Source organism: Paraflavitalea sp. CAU 1676 (assembly GCF_029223285.1).
In the GTDB taxonomy this organism is placed as follows: domain Bacteria; phylum Bacteroidota; class Bacteroidia; order Chitinophagales; family Chitinophagaceae; genus Paraflavitalea.
Genome location: NZ_JARHUJ010000007.1, coordinates 421,007 through 444,923, shown reverse-complemented (window position 1 = coordinate 444,923; position 23,917 = coordinate 421,007). Strand labels below are relative to the sequence as shown.

Here is a 23,917-nt window from a genome sequence, read left to right as displayed (position 1 = left end):
ATGGGTTATCATTTATTCGCATCCTCACGCCTCTGCGGGAGCCTTCGATACTTATGGTGTGGTGGTCTGGTACTGATATGTGATGGTTTTAATGATGTTGTTGTCCATGTCACGGATCAGTTTCAGCCTGCCGGCGTTGTCATATTCGTAGTATAATATCTGGTTGTTGGGATCGTTTTGCGTTAACATGCCAATCAATGGTTTATAACAATGAGAGGTCATTTGGGCGGCAGCGGGGAACAGCCGAAGCTCATCGACGGTGCCGCTGCCACTTATTGCGACGGTGGATGTATTTGTAACCTGATGCTCCCAGCATGTCCAGGTAGTACCATTGATCGTTACCGACCGTATATTCCTGGGCCAACCGGCAACCGGGGTGCCGCTTACAGTACAGGGGCCGGTTTGTGTCCAATACGATACGATGTAGTTTTTAGTGGTTGAAAGCCCGGGTTTGGAAATAGTGGTGCCGTTGAAATTGTAGGAGGCAGAACCGGTGACTGCAATGGACTGATTAATGTTTGCTACATTGATGCCTGTCCAGTTGCCGGTTCCATCGGCTTCGAATGAGGTGAAAGCAATCTCGTTGTCAGCAGCGTTGGTGACCTCTGCCACCGGATAAGATTTGTTGTAATCCCAGACATAGGCCATCGGGACGTCTGTCTCTTTGCTGACGTTTAAAGGGTTGCCGTCGTTGTCGTAGGAGAGATACCGTAAGCGGGTTTCATAAGCGAGGTTGCCCTTTTTAATTTCAACGGTTCGGGGGGCAAGCATAGGTGAGGTTGTTCCCCAATTGTCGTAATTCGTGCGAACACTTTTAACTGGCTGGGTATTTCTGCTTTCCAGCTGTTCGATGGGGAAATTGAGCATGTTCAGCGTCGTCATCAGGTCCAAAATGTTATTGCCCGGATATTCGAAAGGGTATTTAGTCTCCGTAACCAGCGATCCTCCGTCTGAAGTGTTTCGGGTCGATTTGCTTAATAGATGTTTCGCGTTGTAATTGTAGGTTGTCGTTTTGGTGATCACCGATTGATCTTCGTTATACAATTGTTCTACTGATTGCGTCAGTTTTTTTGATCCCGAAGGCACCTGGTAGGGGCTCCATGCATAGGGATTGATGCCATATGTAAGGGCCACATGTTTTTCAGGGGCATGGCCGCCGGACCATGAAGTGCCTGTTTGTGGAAAGGCATGCACACGTTGCAAATGAAGGCCTGTCACCATTTCAGTATTACTGACCAAATAGACATTGGTTACTTCCTTACGTTTGCTGTAATGGGTGTCGTACCCCACGTTGGTCCTCAAATAATCCGTCTGCTTTGTAAGTGCTGGTGGGTTCCAATAGTTGAAGTTGGAGATGTGGTACCTGCCTATGGTGAGGCTGGTCGACAGCGGCATGCCAGCAGGTGCCCAGGCATAATTATCGTATTCATAGATCGTTTTTCCAACATTGTCGAGTACGGTACCATGGTACTCTGTTACCTGGTTGTAAATGACCGGTCTGTCTGCGATATCGCTCAATTCAGCTATGAAGCCCGAATAAAATACCCTTTGCCGGTAAGATCCGCTCCTTGTCCAGTCCCCTTCTGTATCTACCGGAGTAAATTGATAATACGATTCGGAAGCCATCGTCTGGAGTTTGGGCTCCATGTCGATAGCTCCGTATCCACTTTCGCTTTCGCCATACTTGAATACGCGTGACTGACTGGTTCCATTCCTGTCTTCTTTAATGATCTGTGCAATCCTTAACCCCGGGCCACGGCGTCCTTGTTGATCGGCATAACTGTAGTAAAAGTTTTGGTCGTAAATGAACTCGGTACTGCCCCCGGTTGGAAGCGTTATCTTTTTAAGCACGCCGCTTTTGGTTGCTTCAAGGTCAGGTGTCCGGTTAAACCCCGGGTTGCCCACGCTCGAGGTGTTGTATATAGGCGAAGATATGTTGGCTTGATACTGTAGTCCGGTGTAGTAGGGCACCATATCGTGAATGCCGGAAGCGTTGTAGTAACCCCAGTAGTCAGCATGTCTGATATCAATCTGGCCATTCTGGCTGACCACTGGATAGTACTCAAAAGCATATTTTTCGATCGTGCTATTGTTTTTGTCCCTGAATTGGATCTCGTCGAGCTTGTGGCGTATACTGTTCAGTTCAGGCTGTGTGTAGCAAACAGACCTTGTAAATTGAATGGTCTTAATTATCTCGTTGCCGGCGTTGAGTATTTGTATATTGTTGATCTTATCTGTTCCCGGGAGCAGGTTAAATACCACTTTTCCATTCTTAAAATTGATGGTACTAAGGCGTGAGACCTGGTACCCGTCGCGTGCAGTGTTTTCTACATCCGTTATTTGCGGAACTTCGAATGGTTGATGTTGTTGACTCACGTTGACTTTGTCATTCAGGATGATCTGTTGGTTGATCGATACTCTTTCTTCATAAAATGCCGAATAAGTAAAGGTGATCGTGTCAGTTTTGTCAGCTGAAATAATCCTTGTCAGGGAATAGCCCGAAGTGGCGCTTTGCTGAGCCGTGCCGTAGGTGTCGGTAGGAGTGAACTCGTAGGTGGTTCCTTTGTCGTCAGTAATCGTAAAGCCATTTTGAAAGTTGTTTGCAAAACGGGGAGTAATGATATACGGTTTTTCCGGAAGCAAAACCGGGGTTTTTACGTTGTTGTTGTCTTTTAAAAGGAATTTTCCACTGGTGCCATTGAAGTTGTAAGAAAATATATCATATTCTGTATCGACCCATAAGCCCGGGGGGGCGTCGACAGGATTATTCGGATAGTGACTTATTCGTTCGAGATATCCCAGATCCGCGGGAAAAGAAATGGTGAAGTTGAATGGATTGGGAAATGGCTGGGGCCCCAGATCAGGCGATCCATAAATGGTTCTCGATATCATACCGCCTGCCTGCAGGCTCCACCCGAGCGCGATGGCTCCATCCTGATCGTTTACTTTTCTTCCGGATGCATGGTAGTTAATGGAAATAGGAACAGTTAAGCTTCCACTCGTGATCTCGTACAAGGGAACACTTATCTGTGGCACGCCGGTTGACTGGTCTACCGGGTAATCAAGGTATTTGAACAGGGATGCCGCAGTGGGTGAATGCGGGATTATTTTTGGCAACTCAGCCTGACCAACTGCTCTCTGGCATATCATGGAAAAAAGCAGGCTTGTTGCTAAGCACAACAGCAATCCCTTGTATGTATCTTTATGGATTGGTTTAATGGTCTTCATATGCAGGTTACTCGGGGTAATTAATGAAAGGATGTCCGTTTGAACTATTTCTTGCATTGATTGGCCTGAATGGCTTTTATGGCATTTTCCAACTGAGCGATCTTCTCTCTGCTATTTTTGAGCTCCTGCTGTTGCTGCTCGAAGTTTTTATTTTGTTCGATCAGGTAGAGAGTCAGTTCCTCGATCTTTTGTAAAAGGATGGCCTGGTTGTTGCCCACGTCGATACCCTTTTTTTGTACTTCTGCGGCCGCAGGTACGCCTGGCAGGTGATGGTGCTGGTCTATGAACTTTGATAGCGCAGAAAGCGGCATTAGTGTGTAATCCTTTTCAAATACATAATCGGGCCATATTATCTGATCCACCTTTAGCCTTCTTGCCCTGATTGCTCCATCAACGAATAATTTGAAACTGGCATCATTGATATTGGCAGTGCCTATTCCAACGTTGCCGTTAGCTCCAATGCGCATACGTTCAATGTTGTTGGTAATGAACGGCATTGAAAAATTAGTCGTGGTGCCCAGTGTGAGCGCCGAGGTTACAGCGTTGCCGGAATACAGCCATGCGGTGCCTGCCGGATTGGAAACGGTTATGTTAACGATAGCCGAGGTCGCCGTGCCAAGACTGTTGTCGGTAGCTACTGCAGTTAATGCATAACTGCCGGAAGTTACGTTGCTCCAGGTATAGGAATAGGGACTGGTAGCGTCCTCGCCTAGCTTTTCAGTACCCTTGTAGAATTCAACCTTGCTAACGGTTCCGTCGCCGTCTGTAGCTGTAGCATTGATGGTGATATTATTTCCGGCTGTAAATGAAGCGCCGGTGACGGGCGATGTGATCGACACGGCAGGCGACTGGTTCGATGAGGTGGTGTAGATCTTAAACTCCGATACAGCATAGGTTGACCAGCTAACGGGCTTTTCGGTCATATTCAGTTTTACGTATCGGGCAGTTGCGGAAATGTTATGACTAATGTTTACTGTGGTGTTGCCGGTGATTGTAACAGCAGTCGTCCAGGAGCTATTGTTGGCAGAAGTTTGAATAGTATAGCTGGCTGCATGGTGCACTGCGTCGAGAAAGTCAATGCTAACATTACAAATGGGGTAGCTTTGGCCAAGGTCGATCGTCAGATATTGATCTGCCGGCCCCGAATATCCGCCACTGGGCCACCAATCGGAGCCGTTGCCATCCACCACCCTGGCCGCGTAGTGGTTAACGTCTTCTGAAGAAGATAATACTGTTTTGCTTAATGCGATATTGGTAGTGCTGCATTGCGCTGTTGCTTCAGCGTACGATAGGGTCAATAAGGATAAGGCCCAGAGAATGAATTTCATTTTCTACGGTTTTGGGTGATTTTCAGGCGAATTTGCTTAAACTGGTTTACCGGCAACTTTCAATTGTTGCCTGGTTGTGTGTTAGCGTTTGTGGCTTTGTCGGAAGAGGTAATTATTATCTTTTTATATGCCGGCAGGTGTAGTAGGGAAGTTTGGCGGATTAACGCAGGCAATCGAAATAGATAATTTACCGATTGAATCAAACTTACCAAACAAAATCATAAAAATCAGCTTTAGGCGGTACAAACGAGTAAGTGTGCGGAATACGCGGATAAGTGTGCAGGTTTGGATGATAACTGTGCAATCGATCTGATTGGGGAACGTGCTAAAGTAAAAAAATGGGAAGGCGCCGTCGGCATCAGTCAGTTGCGGTCCTGTCGTATTCAATACCTGCAGGTTGTGCTGCTCTGAGGGTCTGCCTGTGCGTGTACCGTATGGTTGGTGCAACCTGGTGTTGGTGAGGATTAATGCTCTTCCTGGTAGTTGGTACAGACCGCTGGCGGGTTGTTGCAAAAATAAATTTGCGTAAGTAAATACTTACATATACTTTCGTAAGCGATTACTTACACAATTGATCTATGAGAAGAGATGTATTCCAGGCGATAGCCGATCCAACCCGGCGGGCGATCATTGGCCTGGTGGCCTTCAATGCCCTTAACCTGAATGCCATTGCCGAGAATTTTGACGTGAGCAGGCCCGCCATTTCGCAGCATATCAAGATCCTGACCGAGTGCGGGCTCATCGAGATCAAACAGCAGGGCAGGGAACGTATGTGTGAGGCGCGGTTGGAGGCGCTCCAGGATATTGCCGAATGGCTGGAGCCCTTTCGTAAGGCGTGGGAACATAAGTTCGATGCCCTGGATGCTCTGCTCCTTCGCATGCAGCCAGATGAAGAGCCGGCTGTTAAGCAGGGGGCGGCTGCGAAAAATGAGAAACGCGGGCCCGGTAAAGCCCCCAAGGGTAAAAGGAAAAAATGATCCTTAATAGCGTTGCTGATCAGTTCTGTTGTTGATCTAAAAGTGGTTGGCGGCTGGTTTGATGACGTAGTGGCCGGCTGATGCGGTTGTGCCCGATCCCTGTATCCAGATTGCTGTAGTTTTTCATGTCGCCCCATGCGGGCCGGGAGTGGTATGTCTTAACGGGAACGAAATATTTTCATAACCATAAAAAACAAAAACAAGTCATGCAAAAGATTGTCACATTCCTCTGGTTCGATGGCCAGGCCGAAGAAGCGGTAAAGTTTTACACTTCTGTATTCAAGGACTCAAAGATCATTACCATCGCCCGTTATCCCGACAGTGTGCCGGGTTTCGGCGGCAAAGTACTCACCGCTGTATTTGAGCTTAATGGTCAACGATTCATGGCGCTCGATGGCGGCCCTCAATACAAATTCAATGAAGCCATCTCACTATTCATCAACTGCGATGGTCAGCAGGAGATCGATTATTTCTGGAACAAGCTGATCGCCGATGGCGGCCGGGAATCTCAATGTGGCTGGCTGAAGGATAAATTCGGCTTGTCGTGGCAGGTAGTACCCGCCAATATGGGCGAGCTGATGCAGCCTGGTGATGCAGCAAAAGGCGGAAGGGCCGTACAAGCGCTCATGAAGATGTCGAAGATCAATATCAAAGAACTGGCAGAAGCCTGATGTTCTTAACACTAATTTTTCAACCTTTTAATACAAATGATCATGTTAACGAAAAATCCTACACTGGTGACGGCCGAGCCTGGTAAACAGGAAGTGGTCATTACCCGCGAATTTGAGGCTCCCCGCGAAATGGTGTTTAAGGCCTTCATTACTCCCGAATTATTGCTGCAATGGCTGGGCCCACGCGGCTATGTTATGGACATCGACCATTTTGAGCCCAGGGCAGGCGGCTCGTACCGTTACGTTCATACCGATGGTAACGGTAATAGCTATGGCTTTTACGGGGTTATACATGAGGTAACGGCACCCGAACGATTGATACAGACCTTCGAATTTGAAGGCATGCCCGAGCGTGGACATGTTTCGCTCGATACGGCCTACTTCGAATCGTTGCCAGGTGGCCGCACAAAAGTTACCATGAAGACTGTATTCCAATCGGTCGCCGATCGCGACGGGATGGTGCGCTCCGGCATGGAAAAGGGCGTGGCACAAGGCCATGAACGCCTGGACGAACTGCTTGCTAACGGCTTTTAGGAAAACTGCTTTGTTTTATCAGGATGGCTGACCGTTGAGGTCGGCCATTTTGTTTTGATGGTGCAGGTGAAGCAGCCGATGGCGGATCAGAATGGATAGCCGATACCGAGGTTCCAGATAATATTGTTTTTGCGCCACTCGCCATTGCCCAGGTCGATCTGTTTGATCACCCAGCGTTCTCCATCCGGCAGCCATGGTTTGCGCAGGGGGAATGCCACATCGAGGCGAACGATGAGGATGGAAACGTCGAGGCGTAAGCCCACGCCGGCGCCTACGGCCAGTTCTTTATAAAAGTCTTTGGTAAACTTGGCGCCCGGCTTCAGTGTTTCTTCGTTGTACAGCCAGATGTTGCCGGCATCTACAAAGGCGGCGCCTTCCACGATGCTGAACAGTTTAGCGCGGATCTCCGTATTCAATTCCAGTTTGATGTCGCCTGTTTGGTCGGGAACACCGGTTTGATTGACATCGTAATAGGTGCCGGGACCCACATTCCGGTTGCGGAAGGCGCGGATACTATTGGTACCGCCGCTGAAGAATTGTTTGATGTAGGGCAAGGATTTCGAATTGCCGTGTGGTAAGCTGCCACCAATGATGAGGCGGTTGGCCCAGCTGCTATGGGTACCAGTGCGCAGGTAGTAACGCAGATCGGCTTCTCCTTTTACATATTGCGAAAAGACGGCGCCAAATACCTGGCCCGATTTGCCTTTGGAGCTGTCGCCGAAGATGAGTCCGGCCAGGTTGCCCGACATGTCGAGTGTTCCGCTAAAGTAGACGCCCGTAGCATGCGCCGGTTTATCGATACGGGTATCGTACGTGAAGTTGTACGTGTTGCCGAGTATGAATTGTTTTTCGATGGCCTTGGCGAGGGTTGGATCGGTTTTTATCATCTCTTCGTACTCGGGTGTTACGTTGAGCGGCTGCACATAGTTCACGGCGATGGGATTGAACTGATGTTCTTTATAAAGATTTTCCTTCCAGGCCCATCCATAGGAGGTGCGGAATGAATTGAGTGTGTAAAGCTTGCTTTTGTTCAACATGTCATAACCCACCATCATATTGGTTTTGGGTACAAAGGCGCCCTTGGTATCGAGCCGGAAAAAGGGGATCAGGAAACGGGGAAAGCTCAGCGAACCTTCCAGTCCCAACCTGTACACGTTATATCCTTTCTGTGCGCTGCTGTATTGAATTTCCGCACCACCCGAAGCCGTGATCTTGAGCAGCTCGCCGGCACGGAAGGTGTTACGGTTGCGCCAGGATACGGCAATGTTGGAACCTACGAGGTTATTGCTTTTTGAGGTACCATTGATCTCGGCGCGGATTGATTTTTTCGGATATGGCGTGAGGTAATAGTAGGTATTGAGTTGGGCAAAGGGCGAATTGGGTACTTTCTCGAAGCGGTTCTTTACGAACTTGAACACGCCCATGTTAATGATGCGGCTTAAAGACAGGTTGTGGTCCTTACGGTTGTATATATCATTGGGTTGAAACTGCATGGCGGTTTCGAACAGGTAAGGTTTGAACTGTTTGTTGCGGTCCACTACATTGTAGCCTTTATACAGGGTGCCCGTGTTGGCGGTTGTATCGGAAGCGGCATTCAAGCGGAAGTTAGTATAGATCATCACATCTTTGATGGTGTACATCTCCTTGGCGCTGGGGGGTATGCCCCTTTTAAGGGTTACATACATATTCACTTTGTGGTTGCCGATGGTGCTGTCGGTCTCTATCAGTAAATGCTCGGGATTGAAATAATAAAAACCATTGTCCTTCAGGTAGGCATCGATGCGTTCGCGTTCGATCTTGATCATATCCAGGTTGAAAGGCTCTCCGCGTTTCAACAGGCTCTTCTTTTCGGTTTGCCGGATGGTGTTGGCCAGGAAGCTACTGTCCAATTCAAAGCGTACGGTATCGATCACATATTGTACGCCGGTTTTGACCGTGTAGGTAGCAGTAGCCTTTTTGTGTTTAACCGTGGTGTCGGCGGTTACAGAGGCCTGGAAATAGCCATGGTTCTCCAGGTAATTCTCCAGTACGTCGCTATTGCGAGTTAATTTCACACTGCTCAGTAGTACGGGCGGTTCACCCGTTTTGTTCTTGAGTTTTCCGCGAAAGGATGTTTCACTTTTGGGATTGCCGGCGATATTGTATACCCACAATTTAAAGCGCATGCCCAGGAATTTCCGATTGGGCTTTGGCCGCGTGAGTGCATTCAGTTCGCTGGTGAGGGCCTTTCGTTTTTTTCGGCTAAGGTCGTCGCCGCTCACCTTTACGGTGGCGCCTGTGTACAGTGCCTCGTTTTCGGGCAGGTACTTCGTGTTGCTGCAGGAAGCCAGGAACAGGATGAGCAGCGGCCATATCGATCTGTATATAAGTCCTTTTCTTTTCAAACTATATTGGTTCTATAGGTTCTGTCGATTTAATGATTGCTGCGGTGAACGGCTTATCGTCCTCCGGTTGTTTTGGGTACGGTGACCGGGGGTGGGGCAGTGGGCACTTCCTCCTCTTTCGCCTCCCGAAGCTGCCGTTGACGCTGCCTTTCCAATCTTCTCGCTTCCCGTTTTTTGGCCGATTCGAAGATCTCCCTGAACCGGTTATAATCGATCGTGATCACCAGACCCACGCCGGTTTCTATGATATACCCTTCAAGAATTCCTTCATATTCATTCTTCCGGTAGGCCCTTAACATGTAGCGGCCGTCGCGGCTCAGTTCATAATCGATCCTTACGTCGGCGCCGATATTGTTGCTTTGCCGGTTGGTATTCTCTGCACCTTCCAGTTCAAAATTGCTGCCAACGGTTACCTTCAGCCGGTCATTGAGTAGGCGCTTGGATACTTCCACATTCAGCTCGGTGCGGTTTTCTGCCTGACCGGTTGTGAAATCTTCCTGCGACTGTACATCGAAGTTGATGTCTACGCCCTGCACCAGGCCGGCTGCCAGGTTGTTCAGTTGTTCTGTCAGCAATTTGCTCACACTCTGGCGGGCAAAACTTTCCGGAGTGAGGGCGCTGTTACCTGTGGCGAAGGGATCGTCCTGTATAAAACGATTCAGGAGCAACAGCGAGAATACCTGCTTGTTCATTTCGCCGGGCTGCTGCCGCAACTGTTCCAGCTTGGTATTGGTAGTTTCAACGATGCCTTTGTCAACGCCGAGGCTCCTGTCTTCGGGCAGGCGGATATCGAAGGTTAGTTTTGGTTTCAGTAATTTATCTTCCATTTTGAGGTATACCAGGAAGGGCAGTCGTTGCCGGTATTTATTGCGATCGGCAGTGGAGGTTTCGCTACCGAGCTGGCTGCCTACCAGGTCGATGGGGGAGGTGTTAGCCTCATAAATGGCGGTGATGTCGACCTCGGCTTCGGTGGGTTCGCCCTGCCAGATGATACGGCTGCCTTTCTGTATATCGAATTTCCGTTTCAGGAAATTGAGCGCTAATTGATAACTGCCCTGTTGCAACTCATAGGTGCCGGTCATCGTCACCTTACCGCTGGGGTCAATGCCACCGTTGAGATTGGCTTCGCCTTTTACCTGCAGAAAGTCGCCGTTGGCCGCATCGACGATCATGTTCAACTCTGCTTCCTTGTCGATCGTAATATTGACATTGATGTCGTAGTCGCGGATATTAGCGGTATTCAATGAGTCGAGCCCCGATCCCTGCCATAAGGAATCGTTGGGTACAGCGTCCTTATCTACGAACCTTACCACCCCTTCGCGGTCCTGCACACCCGGATCTTCCTGGGGCATTACCACCGTGAGTTTGGTTTTCTCATTTACCTTGAGCGATCCATCTACGATCGGGTGAAGTTCGGTGCCCTTTATGTTAAGACGGCTGTTGAAATACAGGTCACCATAATAAAGTTCATTCTCTTTGGCTGTACTATTGAGTGCCTGGAAGTTGCGGGCGTTGAATACCAGGTCAAATTTATAATTGGTGAAGTTGGTGGTATACGCGGTGCCATCGAGGGTGGCGGTATTATTGGCAGAATCGCGGATGGTGAATTCGTTAAACACAACACCTTCATCGGTGATCTTTATCCCGGTTTGGTCGATCTTCAGGGGCGAGCCTATGGCGGTGGGCACTACGATGGCTTTGTTAAATGTCAGCTCTCCGTTTATCGAAGGTTTGTCGATGGTGCCCTTGAGGGCAAACTGCCCGGTGGCAGTACCCGAGGCCGATTTGATGCTGCCCATGCTGGCGGCCTGCAGGGACTTAAGCTGCAGGGTCCGGATCGCGACATCAAAATCGAAACTGCTTACCTCCTCCATTTTATACACGCCCTTAATGCCGATATCATTGCCGTGCCCGGTAAGAGTAATATCGGCCGCGTAGTTATTGGGTGTTTCGTTGTTCACGATCGCATGAATATCGCCCAGTGTGTCTTTACTCATGCTGACATTTTTGATCGTAAGGTCGCCGGCAAATACCGGTTCTTTCATAATGTTGGTGAAGCTGATCGCTCCATTGAGCTCACCATCGGCGATCAAAGAGTCTTTCTGAATAAAACTTACGAGGGTGCCGATGCGGAAACGGTCGAAGCCAACGCCGAGCGGCTGGCCGGGCTGGTCGGTACGCGTTTGTATCGATAGCCGCTGGTCCATATAACTAAGCCAGAACTTGTCGGCTGTAATATTGGTCGAGTCGATGCGGATCTTGTTGTCGTTGCCGGCCACCCATTCCTGGTAGTTCAGCATCAGCGAATCGGGACGCAGCGAGAATTCATACACGCTCCTGGCCGGCTGCGCCAGCAATCCTTCGAGGTGGTATTTGTCTTTGCCGTTCACATCCTTTGTGTGCAGGGCGAAATTGATCTTGTTGTCGGCCAGCGCTGCACGTAGTCTTGTTTCATACACCACCAGCGATTCGCCGTTGCGGTAAGCATCAAATCCGACGAGTGCCTGCAGACTGTTGCCTTCGGTATTGGCGGTAAGCTGTGCATTGCTGATCTCGTTGGTGCCGTACACAACCAGCGGTGCTTTCAATGTCGCGTTAATGCCGCCATTGCTGGTGAAATGCCCATTCAGCAATACCGGCTCCAGTTGTTTCAGGTCGGGTGCAAATCCTTGCAATAATGGACCTTTGACCAGTGTAGCATTGACCCGGAAATCATAGGGAGGCAAGCCGGTGAGGCTATCGGGGGCATTGGAAAAATACTTATTCATCGAGCGCTGCATCACGGTGCCCAGTTCGGTTAAATGGTATTGGCCCCACAGTTTTGCGGTGAGCACTTCGCTGCGGAGGTCGATCACCTGGCCCGAGTCGGAAAGGTTGGCCACCACTTCCAGCGTATCCGTTTCTATGCGGCGGTCGCCCATCACCAACAGGTTCTTGGTAACCAGCAGGCGGCCTTCGAGGCTATCGATGTTCAGTAGCGGGAAATCGGCATCGATATTCCCGCGGTAAATGATATTGTCGGTCGTGAGGTGCAGGGGTAATGTCTTTACGCTGTCAACCACCGCATGCAATTTGATGGCGGGGTAGGCGCCGGCTAAACTACCTGAGGCATCCAGCTCAACATGTATCGGCTCGTTCTGAATAGCTGCCTTGATCTCGAATACCTGTTGCCGGATATGGCCATTTAATTTGAAATCGTGGTAGCGGTATCCTTTGTAGTCGGCCACAGCAATCAATCCATCAACAGTAGCATCCATGGTCTTTACTACACGGCCGCGACCCTTCGCGGTTACGTTCATGGTCAGCAGGCCAAGGTCGGGTTGCTTCAATAACTTTTTAAGGTCGAAGGATTGTGCCGTCAAAGCCAGGTCGTAACCGATGTTGATCGAGTCGGCCGGGTTTTGTACCGTGCCTTTCACGGTAGCGGTGCCGAGGGTGGTATTGAGCAGCAGGTCGGCGTACAGCTTCTTTTCGGTGCCATTCAATTTACCCGATAGATTGAACTGGGAGGGGATGGTGATATTTTCGGGTATAGATCCTTTTGGCAACAGCCGCTCCACATCACGTGCACTGCTGCTGATGTCTTTGATGGCGAGGTTGGCCTGCAGCTTTTTCATGTCGGGCAGGCCTTTGATGTTGCCGGCCAACTCGAGGTTGGTCTGTTGCATGCCTTTGATGCGCAGGGAACCGATGCGCAGATCGCTTACGGAGCCGCTTACCTGGCTGTGCAGCTGCCAGGTGGATTGTGGATTCGCAAAGGCGGGTTGTTCGGCCAGGAAGGGTGCAAAGGTGAGGATGTCCTTCACCTGCACTTTACTATCGCGTATGTCCATGTCCAGGCGCAGCTGGCCGATGTCTTTCTGGAGGGCGTCGAGCGAAGGGTAGGCTACGTCTATGCTGCGTTCGAGGCGCGTGCCGGGTGTTTGCACGAGCAGGTCGTGCAGGTAGGCGCCCTTGGCGGTGTATTGAAAATTGGTTTGCAGTTTTTGAAGGGTGAAGCCCGAACGCTCCGTGAAACTGCCTTCGGCGATGCGCCCGCTGATGGTATCGGAGCTGTAACGGATATCGTCGGCTGCAAAGTGGAGTTCGCGCAGGTCGAGGTGGGCATAGTCCATCCCGGTTTTCGCTTTGGGCGTATTGTCATCGTCCATGCGAAAGGCGTTCTTCTCCAGCGCCACTTTGTTAACGGTTACCCGCCAGCCGGCTTCGGCCTGCGCCTGTACCTCCTGTTTAACTTCTTTGACCACCACTTTGGCTGCCGGCTTCTTGCCAAAGCGGATGGCAGCGGTGGTATTGTTGAGCGTTACTTCGTCGAGGCGAATCAGTTGCCGGGTGAGGTCGAGCTCCTGCATGTGCAGCAGTAGATCACCTACAGTGAGGTTAGCGTATAGGGCGCTTTCGTCGTTGCCGTAATCGAGCTGACAGTCTTCGAGTTCAATTTCCTTGAATTGTAACTGCATATCGGGCCCGGCAGCCGCTTCGGCTTTATCGGTAGCCGGCGACTCGGGTGTTACGATCGGCTTGCGCTGGTAGATGGAAGCCCGTAATCCGCGCAATTCGGTACTGGGCACCGAATAGGCGGCGTGGGCCGGGTCGAACCGGTCGATGCGGGTATCGAAATGGCCGATGTACACTTTCATATCGCTGCCGTTCACCACATCGAGGTAGCGGGCGCTGAATTTATCGAGCACCACACGGTCGATGGACATTTTCAGGGAGCTCGTATCGGTAGAAGGAACGGCTGGCTCTTTGGAAGCGAAAGCATCTATGATAAACTGGAAATTGAAAGTAGTATCGGGCAGGGTGCGTTTTACGTTGGCCGTGATGTTCTCCAGGCTGATCTCCTGCACCAGTACTTCGCTTTTGATCAGTTTCCAGAGGTTGAGGTCAACCTTGATGCTGCCGCCATAAAAGAGGGTGTCTTTTTGCCGGTCTTCGAGATAAATGCCTTCCAGTACGATCTTTTTGGGAAACCCGATGTACAGCCGGCTAACGTCGACCCGGGTCTGCAGTTTCTTCTGCAGCCAGCTCACAGCTTTGCCGCGGATGAAATGTTGAACGGGGGGAGTTTGGATCACCAACACAAGCAGGATCAATATGCCCAGGATGATCAGGAAGGTCTTCAGCAGGATCCGTCCGATCTTTTTGAGTATAGCGGGCACATTGGTCGGTTGTTTCACAATTTATCTTGTATTTATTTGTAATACTATCAGTTATGAGGCAAGACTATTATCCTTAATTCAAAAAGCAAGCCTTTTTTACCCCGCCGCTTTTGGATGACGGAATGTAATAATCGTGGAGTTCGTTCTACAAAGTAACGAATTCTGTTGTTTGACGATTAGCCGTTGTGAAAGATGCAGGTAGTAATGTGAAGCAGGTAAATGGGTATTGCAGCATATGGAAGGAATGCTGACAAACGCCTGTTGTGGGGCGTGTTAGTTTCAGCGGCTGATGCAGGATTCAAACAGCCGGAGTACCTGCTCAGCATAATCGATCTGTACAGACGGGGCTGCACCCGCGTCGGAGCTGATCTTTTCGAGAGCCAGTACCTGTGTTTTGTGGGTAGCCGCTACAAAGGCAAATACCTGGTCGATGCCCGCCTCGGGTAGCGGGGCTGCGTACCCGGTGATCGCGATGCCATAATCGCTTTTGAACAGTTGCTGTACGCCCATGCTCATTTGCAGGGCTACCTTGGCCGATACGCAATTGCTGCGCATAGCCTCGATGGGGTCCACCTGCAGGTGCCTGCATTTCTGGCCGATATTGTAAACGGTAATGCCGCCCTGGAAAAAGAAGGAGGCTTCTTCGGCGGCTGATAAGATGGCTTGTACGTATCCTGCGGTGACACTTTCGGCCACCGCAAGGGTTTCGTTCCTTTCAATAAGGATAGCCCGGATCGTGTTGGCTTTGTTCTCAAACAGCATGACAAGATCGTAAATGGAATAGCAAAAAAGGATAGTAAAGGCTAATGATTAATGGTAATAAGGTTAATGGTAGAACTGGTTGGATAGGTCAATGATCAACGGAAAATGCTATTGTCTTTACGTCTTATTTGCTGCGTTTGGACTTACCGGTATTGTGGTGTGGTTTTCTGTTATGGGTAACATCGTCCCCTTTAAAATCCTGCTCCTCGTTTTTCCGGCTATCGAGATTGTCCCGGATCTCCGGTTTGGGAATGCTATTATGTCCTTGTTTACTTTGCTTTGTGTTGGTATTGCGCGTGGTTTTCATACTGGTGATTTTCGGATACTTTTAAAAAGATGATGCCATCGGATCTAATCACTCTGTTCCTCGACCTGGTTGCCGCAACCGATCTTATGGAACCACCAGGCTATCTGCTGGCACTCCGTAAAAGTGGCGGGTTTGGTAATATAGGCGGCTGCGCCGATCTCTTTGCAGCGGGCACGTTCCAGGTCATTGATAGAAGTTGAATAAATGATGACGGGAATATCGTGGTACAGCGGGTGTTGTTTGAGGTAGGAGAGGGTTTCGCGACCATTCATGCGTGGCATGTTCAGGTCCATAACAATGAGGGAAGGCAACTCTTCCGGTGTTAAGTGATCGAGCAGTTCGATCGCCGATTCGCCGTTGTCGGCAAATCGCAGGGTTTCCCCAATTCCATTATCGCTGAAGGCTTCCTGCATCAGGAATTGGTCCTCCGAGTCGTCATCAACAAGCAAGATTGTCTTTTCCAACATACATTACAGTTTTTCAGTGCACTTGTGTGTTATCACAACTCGCATGCCCGATTTGGCCCAGACAGCCAGTATCCGGCTGGCATAGCCTTTTTACGTGTATTTGGATACGGAGCGCATTACACGCATTGCCAATTTTGGCCATGTATCATATTGCTCATTGTGTGGAAATATTCCCCCAATGTGGGGAATTCTGTTTAACCCTAAAAGCGCACTCTCGCTGAAAACCAATACAGGCACCAACCATCTTTTCGCCAAATTCTGGCATGATTTATTATTTGTTATACCTTCTTACATTAAACATTTGCTATGACCCGCCCAAAAACTAAGGCCATGCCGGCAAAGGATAGCGCTATTGTTGCCGCTTCCAAGGCCAATGGAGTACAGAAGACCAAAACGGCTGCCCGGAAAACAAAAAGTCCTACCCCTGCGAACGGGTACGATAGTCCCCAAACTTCCTCAATTGGGCAGTTTGATCTCCGCACTTTATTGCACGTGCTTACCGAAATGAAGAATGGTAATTTCAATGTCCGGATGCCGATCGATGAGATCGGGCTCAATGGTAAGATCTGCGACACCCTCAACGATATTATTTCCCTCAATGAAAAGATGATCGATGAATTTACCCGCGCCGGCAGTACGATCGGTAAGCAGGGTAAACTCACGCAGCGTATCGAAGTGCCCCACGCCAAGGGCGCCTGGAGTACCGGTATGGATTCGCTGAATACATTGATCTCGGACCTGGTGCACCCCACTATCGAGATTGCCCACGTAATCTCGCTGGTGGCCAAAGGCAACCTGTCGCAGGAAATGCCCCTCGAGATCGGCGGTCACCTGTTGCAGGGGGAGTTTGCGCGCATCGCCAAAGAGGTAAATGACATGGTGCGCCAGCTCAACCTCTTTTCGGTAGAAGTAACGCGGGTGGCGCGGGAAGTAGGTTCCGAAGGAAAACTGGGCGGCCAGGCCAAGGTAAAGGGTGTAGGTGGTGTGTGGAAAGACCTTACCGATTCGGTAAACCAGATGGCCAGTAACCTCACCGGCCAGGTGCGCAACATCGCCGAGGTGACGACTGCTGTAGCGAAGGGTGACCTTTCCAAAAAGATCACGGTCGACGTAAAAGGTGAGATACTCGAGCTCAAGAATACGATCAACACGATGGTGGATCAGCTCAACTCCTTCTCTTCCGAAGTAACGCGTGTAGCGCTTGAAGTAGGTACCGAAGGTAAGCTGGGTGGCCAGGCCCAGGTAAAAGGAGTGGCCGGGACCTGGAAAGACCTTACCGACTCGGTAAACCAGATGGCCAGTAACCTTACCGGGCAGGTGCGAAATATCGCCGAAGTAACGACGGCTGTGGCGAAGGGCGATCTTAGCCGCCAGATCACGGTAGACGTAAAGGGGGAGATCCTTGAATTGAAGAATACGATCAATACGATGGTGGATCAGCTCAACTCTTTCTCGGCGGAAGTGACGCGCGTGGCGCGTGAGGTGGGTTCTGAAGGAAAGCTCGGTGGCCAGGCAAAAGTGAAAGGGGTAGGTGGTGTGTGGAAAGACCTTACCGACTCCGTGAACCAGATGGCCAGCAACCTCACCGGCCAGGTGCGGAATATCGCTGAGGTGACTACCGCGGTGGCGAAAGGTGACCTTAGCCGTAAGATCACGGTAGACGTAAAAGGGGAGATACTCGAGCTCAAGAATACGATCAATACCATGGTGGATCAGCTCAACTCCTTCTCTTCGGAGGTGACCCGTGTGGCGCTCGAAGTAGGTACCGAAGGAAAGCTGGGCGGCCAGGCCCAGGTAAAGGGCGTGGCCGGTACGTGGAAAGACCTTACCGACTCGGTAAACGGGATGGCCTCCAACCTTACCGGTCAGGTGCGTAATATCGCCGAAGTAACGACGGCCGTGGCGCGGGGCGACCTTAGCCGTAAGATCACGGTAGACGTGAAAGGGGAGATCCTCGAGTTGAAGAATACGATCAATACGATGGTGGACCAGCTCAACTCTTTCGGATCGGAAGTAACGCGGGTAGCGCGTGAAGTAGGATCCGAAGGTAAACTGGGTGGCCAGGCGCAGGTGCCGGGTGTGGGAGGCACCTGGAAAGACCTTACCGACTCGGTAAACATCATGGCCGGTAACCTTACCTCGCAGGTGCGTAACATCGCGGAAGTGACGACGGCGGTAGCAACCGGCGACCTTAGCCGTAAGATCGATGTGGATGTACGCGGTGAGATCCTCGAATTGAAGAATACGATCAATACGATGGTGGATCAGCTTCGCGGGTTCGCTTCCGAAGTAACGCGGGTGGCGCGTGAAGTGGGCTCCGAAGGCAAGCTGGGTGGCCAGGCTGCTGTAGAAGGAGTAGGCGGTGTATGGAAAGACCTGACAGATTCCGTCAATGGTATGGCCTCCAACCTGACCGACCAGGTGCGTAATATCGCCGAGGTAACGACCGCCGTGGCGCGGGGCGACCTTAGCCGAAAGATCACGGTGGATGTACGCGGTGAGATCCTCGAGCTCAAGAATACCATCAACACCATGGTGGATCAGCTCAACTCCTTTGGTTCCGAAGTAACGCGGGTTGCCCGTGAGGTGGGGTCGGAAGGTAAACTGGGCGGCCAGGCCGATGTGCCGGGTGTAGGTGGCACCTGGAAAGATTTAACAGACTCTGTAAATAAAATGGCCTCTAACCTTACCTCGCAGGTTCGTAACATCGCCGAGGTAACCACGGCGGTGGCCAACGGCGACTTATCGCGGAAGATCGGGGTGGACGTAAAAGGGGAGATCCTCGAGTTGAAGAACACCATCAATACCATGGTGGATCAGCTGCGGGGCTTCGCTTCGGAAGTAACGCGGGTAGCCCGCGAGGTGGGTACGGATGGTAAGCTGGGTGGACAGGCGAATGTGCCTGGTGTGGCCGGTACCTGGAAAGACCTTACCGATTCGGTAAATCAGATGGCCGGTAACCTGACCGACCAGGTGCGTAACATCGCCGAAGTAGCCATTGCGGTGGCCAATGGAGATATGTCGAAGAAGATTACGGTGGACGTGCGCGGTGAGATACTTCAGTTGAAAGAAACCCTCAACACGATGGTGGATCAGTTACGTGCCTTCGCTTCGGAAGTAACGCGGGTAGCCCGTGAAGTGGGTACCGATGGTAAGCTGGGTGGCCAGGCCTTTGTGCCTGGTGTGGCGGGTACCTGGAAAGACCTTACCGACTCGGTGAACCAGATGACCGGTAACCTGACCGCCCAGGTGCGTAACATCGCCGAGGTAACGAAAGCGGTGGCGAGTGGTGACTTGTCGAAGACCGTACAGATCGACGTAAAAGGAGAGATCCTCGATCTTAAGAATACGATCAATACGATGGTGGAGCAGCTCAACTCCTTCGCCTTCGAGGTAACGCGGGTAGCCCGTGAGGTGGGTACGGAAGGAAAGCTGGGTGGACAGGCCGAAGTGCGTGGTGTGGCCGGCACCTGGAAAGACCTTACCGACTCGGTGAACATGATGGCCTCCAACCTTACCAACCAGGTGCGTGGTATCGCGAAGGTGGTTACTGCCGTGGCGACGGGTAATCTTAAGCAGAAGCTTTCGATCGTATCGCGCGGTGAGGTGGCGCAGCTTACAGATACGATCAATGAGATGATCGATACCCTCGCGGTGTTTGCCGACCAGGTAACCACCGTGGCGCGTGAGGTGGGTGTGGAAGGACGCCTGGGCGGACAGGCTTCTGTACCCGGCGCGTCGGGCATCTGGAAGAACCTGACGGAAAACGTGAACCAGCTGGCGCAAAACCTAACCACCCAGGTGCGTTCCATTTCGGAAGTGGCGAGTGCGGTAACCAAAGGTGACCTTACCCGTACCATCCGCGTGGAAGCGAAAGGTGAAGTGGAAGCGTTGAAAGATACCATCAACCAGATGATCAGTAACCTGAAGCAAACGACGCTGCGTAACCAGGAGCAGGACTGGTTGAAATCGAACCTGGCCAAGTTTGGTCAGATGCTGCAGGGACAAAAAGACCTGAAGACGGTGACCCAGCGAATCCTTTCCGAGCTGGCGCAGGTAGTAACGGCGCACTATGGCGCCTTCTATATCCTGAAGCAGGAAGATGAATCGCAAAATACCAAGCTGAGCCTTTTTGCGGCTTATGGTTATAAATCAGACAGAAATATCCCTACCGAGTTCGCGATCGGCGAAGGCCTGGTAGGGCAGGTGGCGTACGAAAAAGAAAGGATCATTCTCAACAATGTTCCGGGTAATTATATCAAGATCAGCTCGGGCCTGGGCCGGGCAAGGCCGGCCAACCTGATCATCCTGCCGGTGGTGTTCGAGAACAAAGTGAAGGCGGTGATCGAGCTGGCGTCGCTGGATATATTCAGTGAAACGCACCTCGACTTCCTGAGTCAGCTTACCGAAAGTATCGGTATCGTATTGAACACGATCGAAGCGAACACAAGAACGGAAGAACTGCTTACCCAGTCGCAGTCGCTGGCTGGTGAGCTCAAGATACAGCAGGAAGAGCTGCGCCGTACCAACGATGAGTTGCAGGATAAGGCCCTGCTGCTGGTAAAGCAGAAGAATGAAGTGGAAGCCAAGAATAAAGAAGTGGAAGAGGCTCGCCGTTCGCTGGAAGAAAAGGCCGAGCAGCTGACGCTGACCTCCAAGTACAAATCGGAGTTCCTCGCGAATATGTCGCACGAGTTGCGTACACCCCTCAACTCCCTGCTGATCCTGGCGCAACAACTGTACGAAAATGCGGAGGGGAATTTGTCGGATAAACAGATCCGCTATGCGAAGACCATTCACTCCTGTGGTGATGACCTGATACAGTTGATCAATGATATCCTCGATCTGTCGAAGATCGAATCGGGCTTTATTACTGCCAACTTCGGGCAGGTTCGCTTTTCTGAGATCGCCTCCTTTGTGGAAACGACCTTCAAGCCGATCTCCGAAGCAAGGCACCTGCGTTTCACGATCGAAACGGATTCAAGATTGCCCGAACTGATGGAGACCGACCTGCAGCGTCTCAACCAGATCCTGAAGAACCTGCTGTCGAATTCGTTCAAGTTCACGGAAAAAGGCGAAGTAAAGCTGCGCATCTACGAAGCACGCAAGACCTGGAAGGCTGGCACGCCTACACTCGATAATGCTTCGAAAGTGGTGGCATTTGCCATCAGCGATACGGGCATCGGTATACCGCAGGAAAAACAGAATATTATATTTGAAGCGTTCCAGCAGGCCGAAGGGTCTACCAGTCGTAAGTACGGTGGTACTGGTCTCGGGTTGTCGATCAGCCGCGGCCTGGCCGAACTGTTGGGCGGCACCATCGAGCTCGAGAGTCAGCCTTCTTTTGGTAGCACCTTTACCTTGTTCCTGCCGGTGGAAGCTGCGTTGAGCCTTACCCACCCGGAAGACAGGCTTTCCAACTACCGCCAGTACCAGTTGGGCGGAGACAGCGGCGAGATCGATACATTGATCAACTCTATCCGCAATTCTCCCGACACCAAAGACTCGCAGGCGATGCAGGGAATGGTGAATGAAATGATCAATGAAGCGGGCGACGACCGCAATAGTGTGCTGCCCAACGATAAAGTATTGCTGGTAGTGGAAGATGACCTTCGTTTCGGTAAGATCATTATCGACAAGGCGCATGAGCGCGGGTTGAAAGCGATTGTAGCCACCAACTACCTCGAGGTGTTTGATTTTATCAACCGGTTCATGCCGATATCCATTACCCTCGATGTAAAGTTGCCGGATACCAGTGGATGGAAGGTGCTCGACCTGTTGCGGAACGATCTGAACTATCGACACATACCTATTCATCTTATATCGGGTGAGGAAAACAAGGAACTGGCCCTCAAGCGGGGTGCCCGGAGTTTCCTGCTCAAGCCGCTCGATAACGAGGCGCTCAATGACCTATTCGATGATATCCTGACGTTCAACAATAAAGAAGTGAAGCGGGTATTGGTGGTGGAGGATAACGAGATCGATTCTTCACAGATCGTGAAAATGCTGCAGGGCGATAATATGGATATTACACTGGCCGATACGGGTAAAGAAGCCGTAGAACAGATCACCGACAAGGAAAAAGATTTTGATTGTATTATCCTGGATTACACGCTGCCGGATATATCAGGTACGGATATTGTGAACAAAGTGGCGGAAAATAAACAGAGGCATACGCCTGTTATTATATATTCGGGGAAGGATTTTGCGAAGAAGGAATTGCAACACCTGGGGCGCATGTCCAACAGTATTATCCTAAAGGGAGTAAATTCGCTGGAGCATTTGCTGGAAGAAACGGTGTTGTACCTGCACTTGAACCATAAAGATCTGCCAACCGAAAAGAAGCGCCTGATCGAGAATATCCGGATGAAAGAAGATATCCTGACTGGCAAAAATGTGCTGGTAGTAGATGATGATGTGCGTAACCTGTTTGCGCTGACGACCGTTTTTGAACGGTACAATATCAATGTGATCACGGCCGAGAGTGGCAAAGAGGCTATAAATTTGATCAATGAAGAGAGCCCGAAGGTCGATATGGTGCTGATGGACATCATGATGCCGGAAATGGACGGTTATGAAACGACCCAGAAGATCAGGCGCGAGCATAAGAACAGTACCTTGCCGATCATTGCGGTGACAGCAAAGGCCATGAAAGGCGACCGGCAGAAGTGTATAGAAGCCGGAGCTTCGGATTATATTACCAAACCTTTGAAGATCGATCAGCTGTTGTCGCTGATGCGCGTCTGGTTCTATAAATAGCATCAACGATCCGTATCCTATGAAGAAATAAGCTAGTCAACTGAAATTAAAATCTAGACACTGAACATGCAGCAAAAGATCTTATTGGTAGATGACCGGGAGGATAATTTGCTTTCCATGGAGGCTATACTTGAGCCCGATGGTTACCACTTTGTCAAAGCGACATCGGGCCGTCATGCGCTGAAGATACTGCTTACCGAATTCGACTTTGCGCTGATCCTGATGGATGTGAAGATGCCGAACCTCAGCGGCTTTGAGACAGCCTCGCTCATTTACGAGCGGGAGAAGCTACGACATATTCCTATTATCTTCATTACGGCCAATAATTTCGGCGAGGAGAATATATTCAAGGGCTATCGCACCGGTGCAGTCGATTATATTTATAAACCCATCAATTCCGACCTGTTGAGGGCCAAAGTATCGGTTTACATCGACCTTTACCAAAAGAACCGCCGGCTGCAGATACAGGAGCAGAAACTGAAGGCCATCAATAAGAACCTGGAGAATGAGATTGCTGAACGAAAGGCCTCCGAAGAGAAGGTAAAACAACTGAACCGGCAATTGCTGGGGAATATTACCTTATTGGAATCGGCAAACCGCGACCTCGATCGTTTTGCCTTTATGGCTTCTCATGATCTGCAGGAGCCGCTGCGCAAGATCCGTACTTTCAGCGATCTGCTGGCTACCAAGTATAAGGAAGCGCTCGATGGAGATGCCAATTCTTATATCAACCGCATACAGAATGCGGCAAGCCGGATGCAGTCGCTCATCAAGGACATTCTTGCCTTCTCTAAACTCACCGGCGAAAAGGATAATTTTGAGTTTACCGATCTTAATATCCTGCTCGATGAAGCAATGGGCGACCTGGAGGTCACCATTCGCGAAAAGGAGGCCCATATCAGTATTTTGGAGCCTTTGCCGGCGCTGGAAGTGAAGCCGGGGCTCATCCGGCCATTGTTCTACAATCTTATCAGCAATGCACTTAAATACAGTAAAGAAAAAGTAGCGCCGCATATTACGATCCGTTACGAGCTTACCTCGGGGCAGGGTAGCCGAATAGTGGATAACCGCGAAATGGCCGGCAAGTACTGCCGCATCTTTGTGGAAGACAATGGCATTGGCTTTGACCAGATATATGCCGAGCAGGTATTTGAAATGTTCCGCCGCCTGCACGTAAGCAGTGCATTTGAAGGTACGGGCATTGGCCTGGCTTTATGCAAGAAGATCGTGGAGAAGCACCATGGCTTCATCACTGCTACCAGTAAGGCCAACGAAGGCACCACGTTTACGATCACCTTGCCGGTTTATCAGCCTGTTAAAGTAAGTTTGCAGGGATAG

At 50.5% G+C, this 23,917-nt stretch carries 12 protein-coding genes; 5 read left to right on the top strand and 7 right to left on the bottom strand.

What is annotated here, in order from left to right; translation table 11 throughout:
- Positions 1-51: 51 nt before the first annotated feature.
- Both P2H89_RS24170 and P2H89_RS24165 read right to left on the bottom strand, forming a co-directional pair.
- Entirely contained in the window at positions 52-3,150 is a 3,099-nt protein-coding gene (locus P2H89_RS24170) for a hypothetical protein (protein WP_275831811.1), read from the bottom strand.
- A gap of 122 nt (positions 3,151-3,272) precedes the next feature.
- On the bottom strand, positions 3,273-4,556 hold the full coding sequence (locus tag P2H89_RS24165) for an Ig-like domain-containing protein (protein WP_275831809.1): 1,284 nt from the start codon (positions 4,554-4,556) through the stop codon (positions 3,273-3,275).
- A 578-nt stretch (positions 4,557-5,134) separates the two neighbouring features.
- Here P2H89_RS24165 and P2H89_RS24160 point away from each other — a divergent pair.
- The 3 genes from P2H89_RS24160 to P2H89_RS24150 all read left to right on the top strand — a co-directional run bounded on the left by P2H89_RS24160 (position 5,135) and on the right by P2H89_RS24150 (position 6,738).
- On the top strand, positions 5,135-5,533 hold the full coding sequence (locus tag P2H89_RS24160) for a metalloregulator ArsR/SmtB family transcription factor (protein WP_275831807.1): 399 nt from the start codon (positions 5,135-5,137) through the stop codon (positions 5,531-5,533).
- 206 nt (positions 5,534-5,739) lie between these two features.
- A complete protein-coding gene (locus tag P2H89_RS24155) occupies positions 5,740-6,204 on the top strand; it encodes a VOC family protein (RefSeq protein ID WP_275831805.1) in 465 nt (154 codons plus the stop codon).
- Between the two features lie 42 nt (positions 6,205-6,246).
- Complete coding sequence (locus tag P2H89_RS24150; protein ID WP_275831803.1) at positions 6,247-6,738, top strand: SRPBCC family protein; 492 nt, start codon at positions 6,247-6,249, stop codon at positions 6,736-6,738.
- An 86-nt stretch (positions 6,739-6,824) separates the two neighbouring features.
- Here the strand turns inward: P2H89_RS24150 and P2H89_RS24145 are convergent, their stop codons facing one another.
- The 5 genes from P2H89_RS24145 to P2H89_RS24125 form a co-directional block, all read right to left on the bottom strand.
- Positions 6,825-9,122 carry a BamA/TamA family outer membrane protein gene (locus P2H89_RS24145; RefSeq protein WP_275831801.1) on the bottom strand — a complete coding sequence of 766 codons (2,298 nt, stop codon included), beginning with the start codon at positions 9,120-9,122 and terminating at the stop codon, positions 6,825-6,827.
- 53 nt (positions 9,123-9,175) lie between these two features.
- Positions 9,176-14,302 carry a translocation/assembly module TamB gene (locus P2H89_RS24140; RefSeq protein ID WP_275831798.1) on the bottom strand — a complete coding sequence of 1,709 codons (5,127 nt, stop codon included), beginning with the start codon at positions 14,300-14,302 and terminating at the stop codon, positions 9,176-9,178.
- A 261-nt stretch (positions 14,303-14,563) separates the two neighbouring features.
- A complete protein-coding gene (locus tag P2H89_RS24135) occupies positions 14,564-15,046 on the bottom strand; it encodes a nicotinamide-nucleotide amidohydrolase family protein (RefSeq protein ID WP_275831796.1) in 483 nt (160 codons plus the stop codon).
- Positions 15,047-15,170: 124 nt separating this feature from the next.
- Positions 15,171-15,353, bottom strand: a complete 183-nt coding sequence (locus tag P2H89_RS24130) for a hypothetical protein (RefSeq protein ID WP_275831794.1) — start codon at positions 15,351-15,353, stop codon at positions 15,171-15,173.
- A 44-nt stretch (positions 15,354-15,397) separates the two neighbouring features.
- On the bottom strand, positions 15,398-15,820 hold the full coding sequence (locus P2H89_RS24125; RefSeq protein WP_275831791.1) for a response regulator: 423 nt from the start codon (positions 15,818-15,820) through the stop codon (positions 15,398-15,400).
- Positions 15,821-16,126: 306 nt separating this feature from the next.
- Between P2H89_RS24125 and P2H89_RS24120 the strand changes: the two genes are divergently transcribed.
- Both P2H89_RS24120 and P2H89_RS24115 read left to right on the top strand, forming a co-directional pair.
- Entirely contained in the window at positions 16,127-22,579 is a 6,453-nt protein-coding gene (locus P2H89_RS24120; protein ID WP_275831789.1) for a HAMP domain-containing protein, read from the top strand.
- Positions 22,580-22,645: 66 nt separating this feature from the next.
- Positions 22,646-23,917: a response regulator gene (locus P2H89_RS24115; RefSeq protein ID WP_275831786.1), complete on the top strand. Its 1,272-nt coding sequence runs from the start codon at positions 22,646-22,648 to the stop codon at positions 23,915-23,917.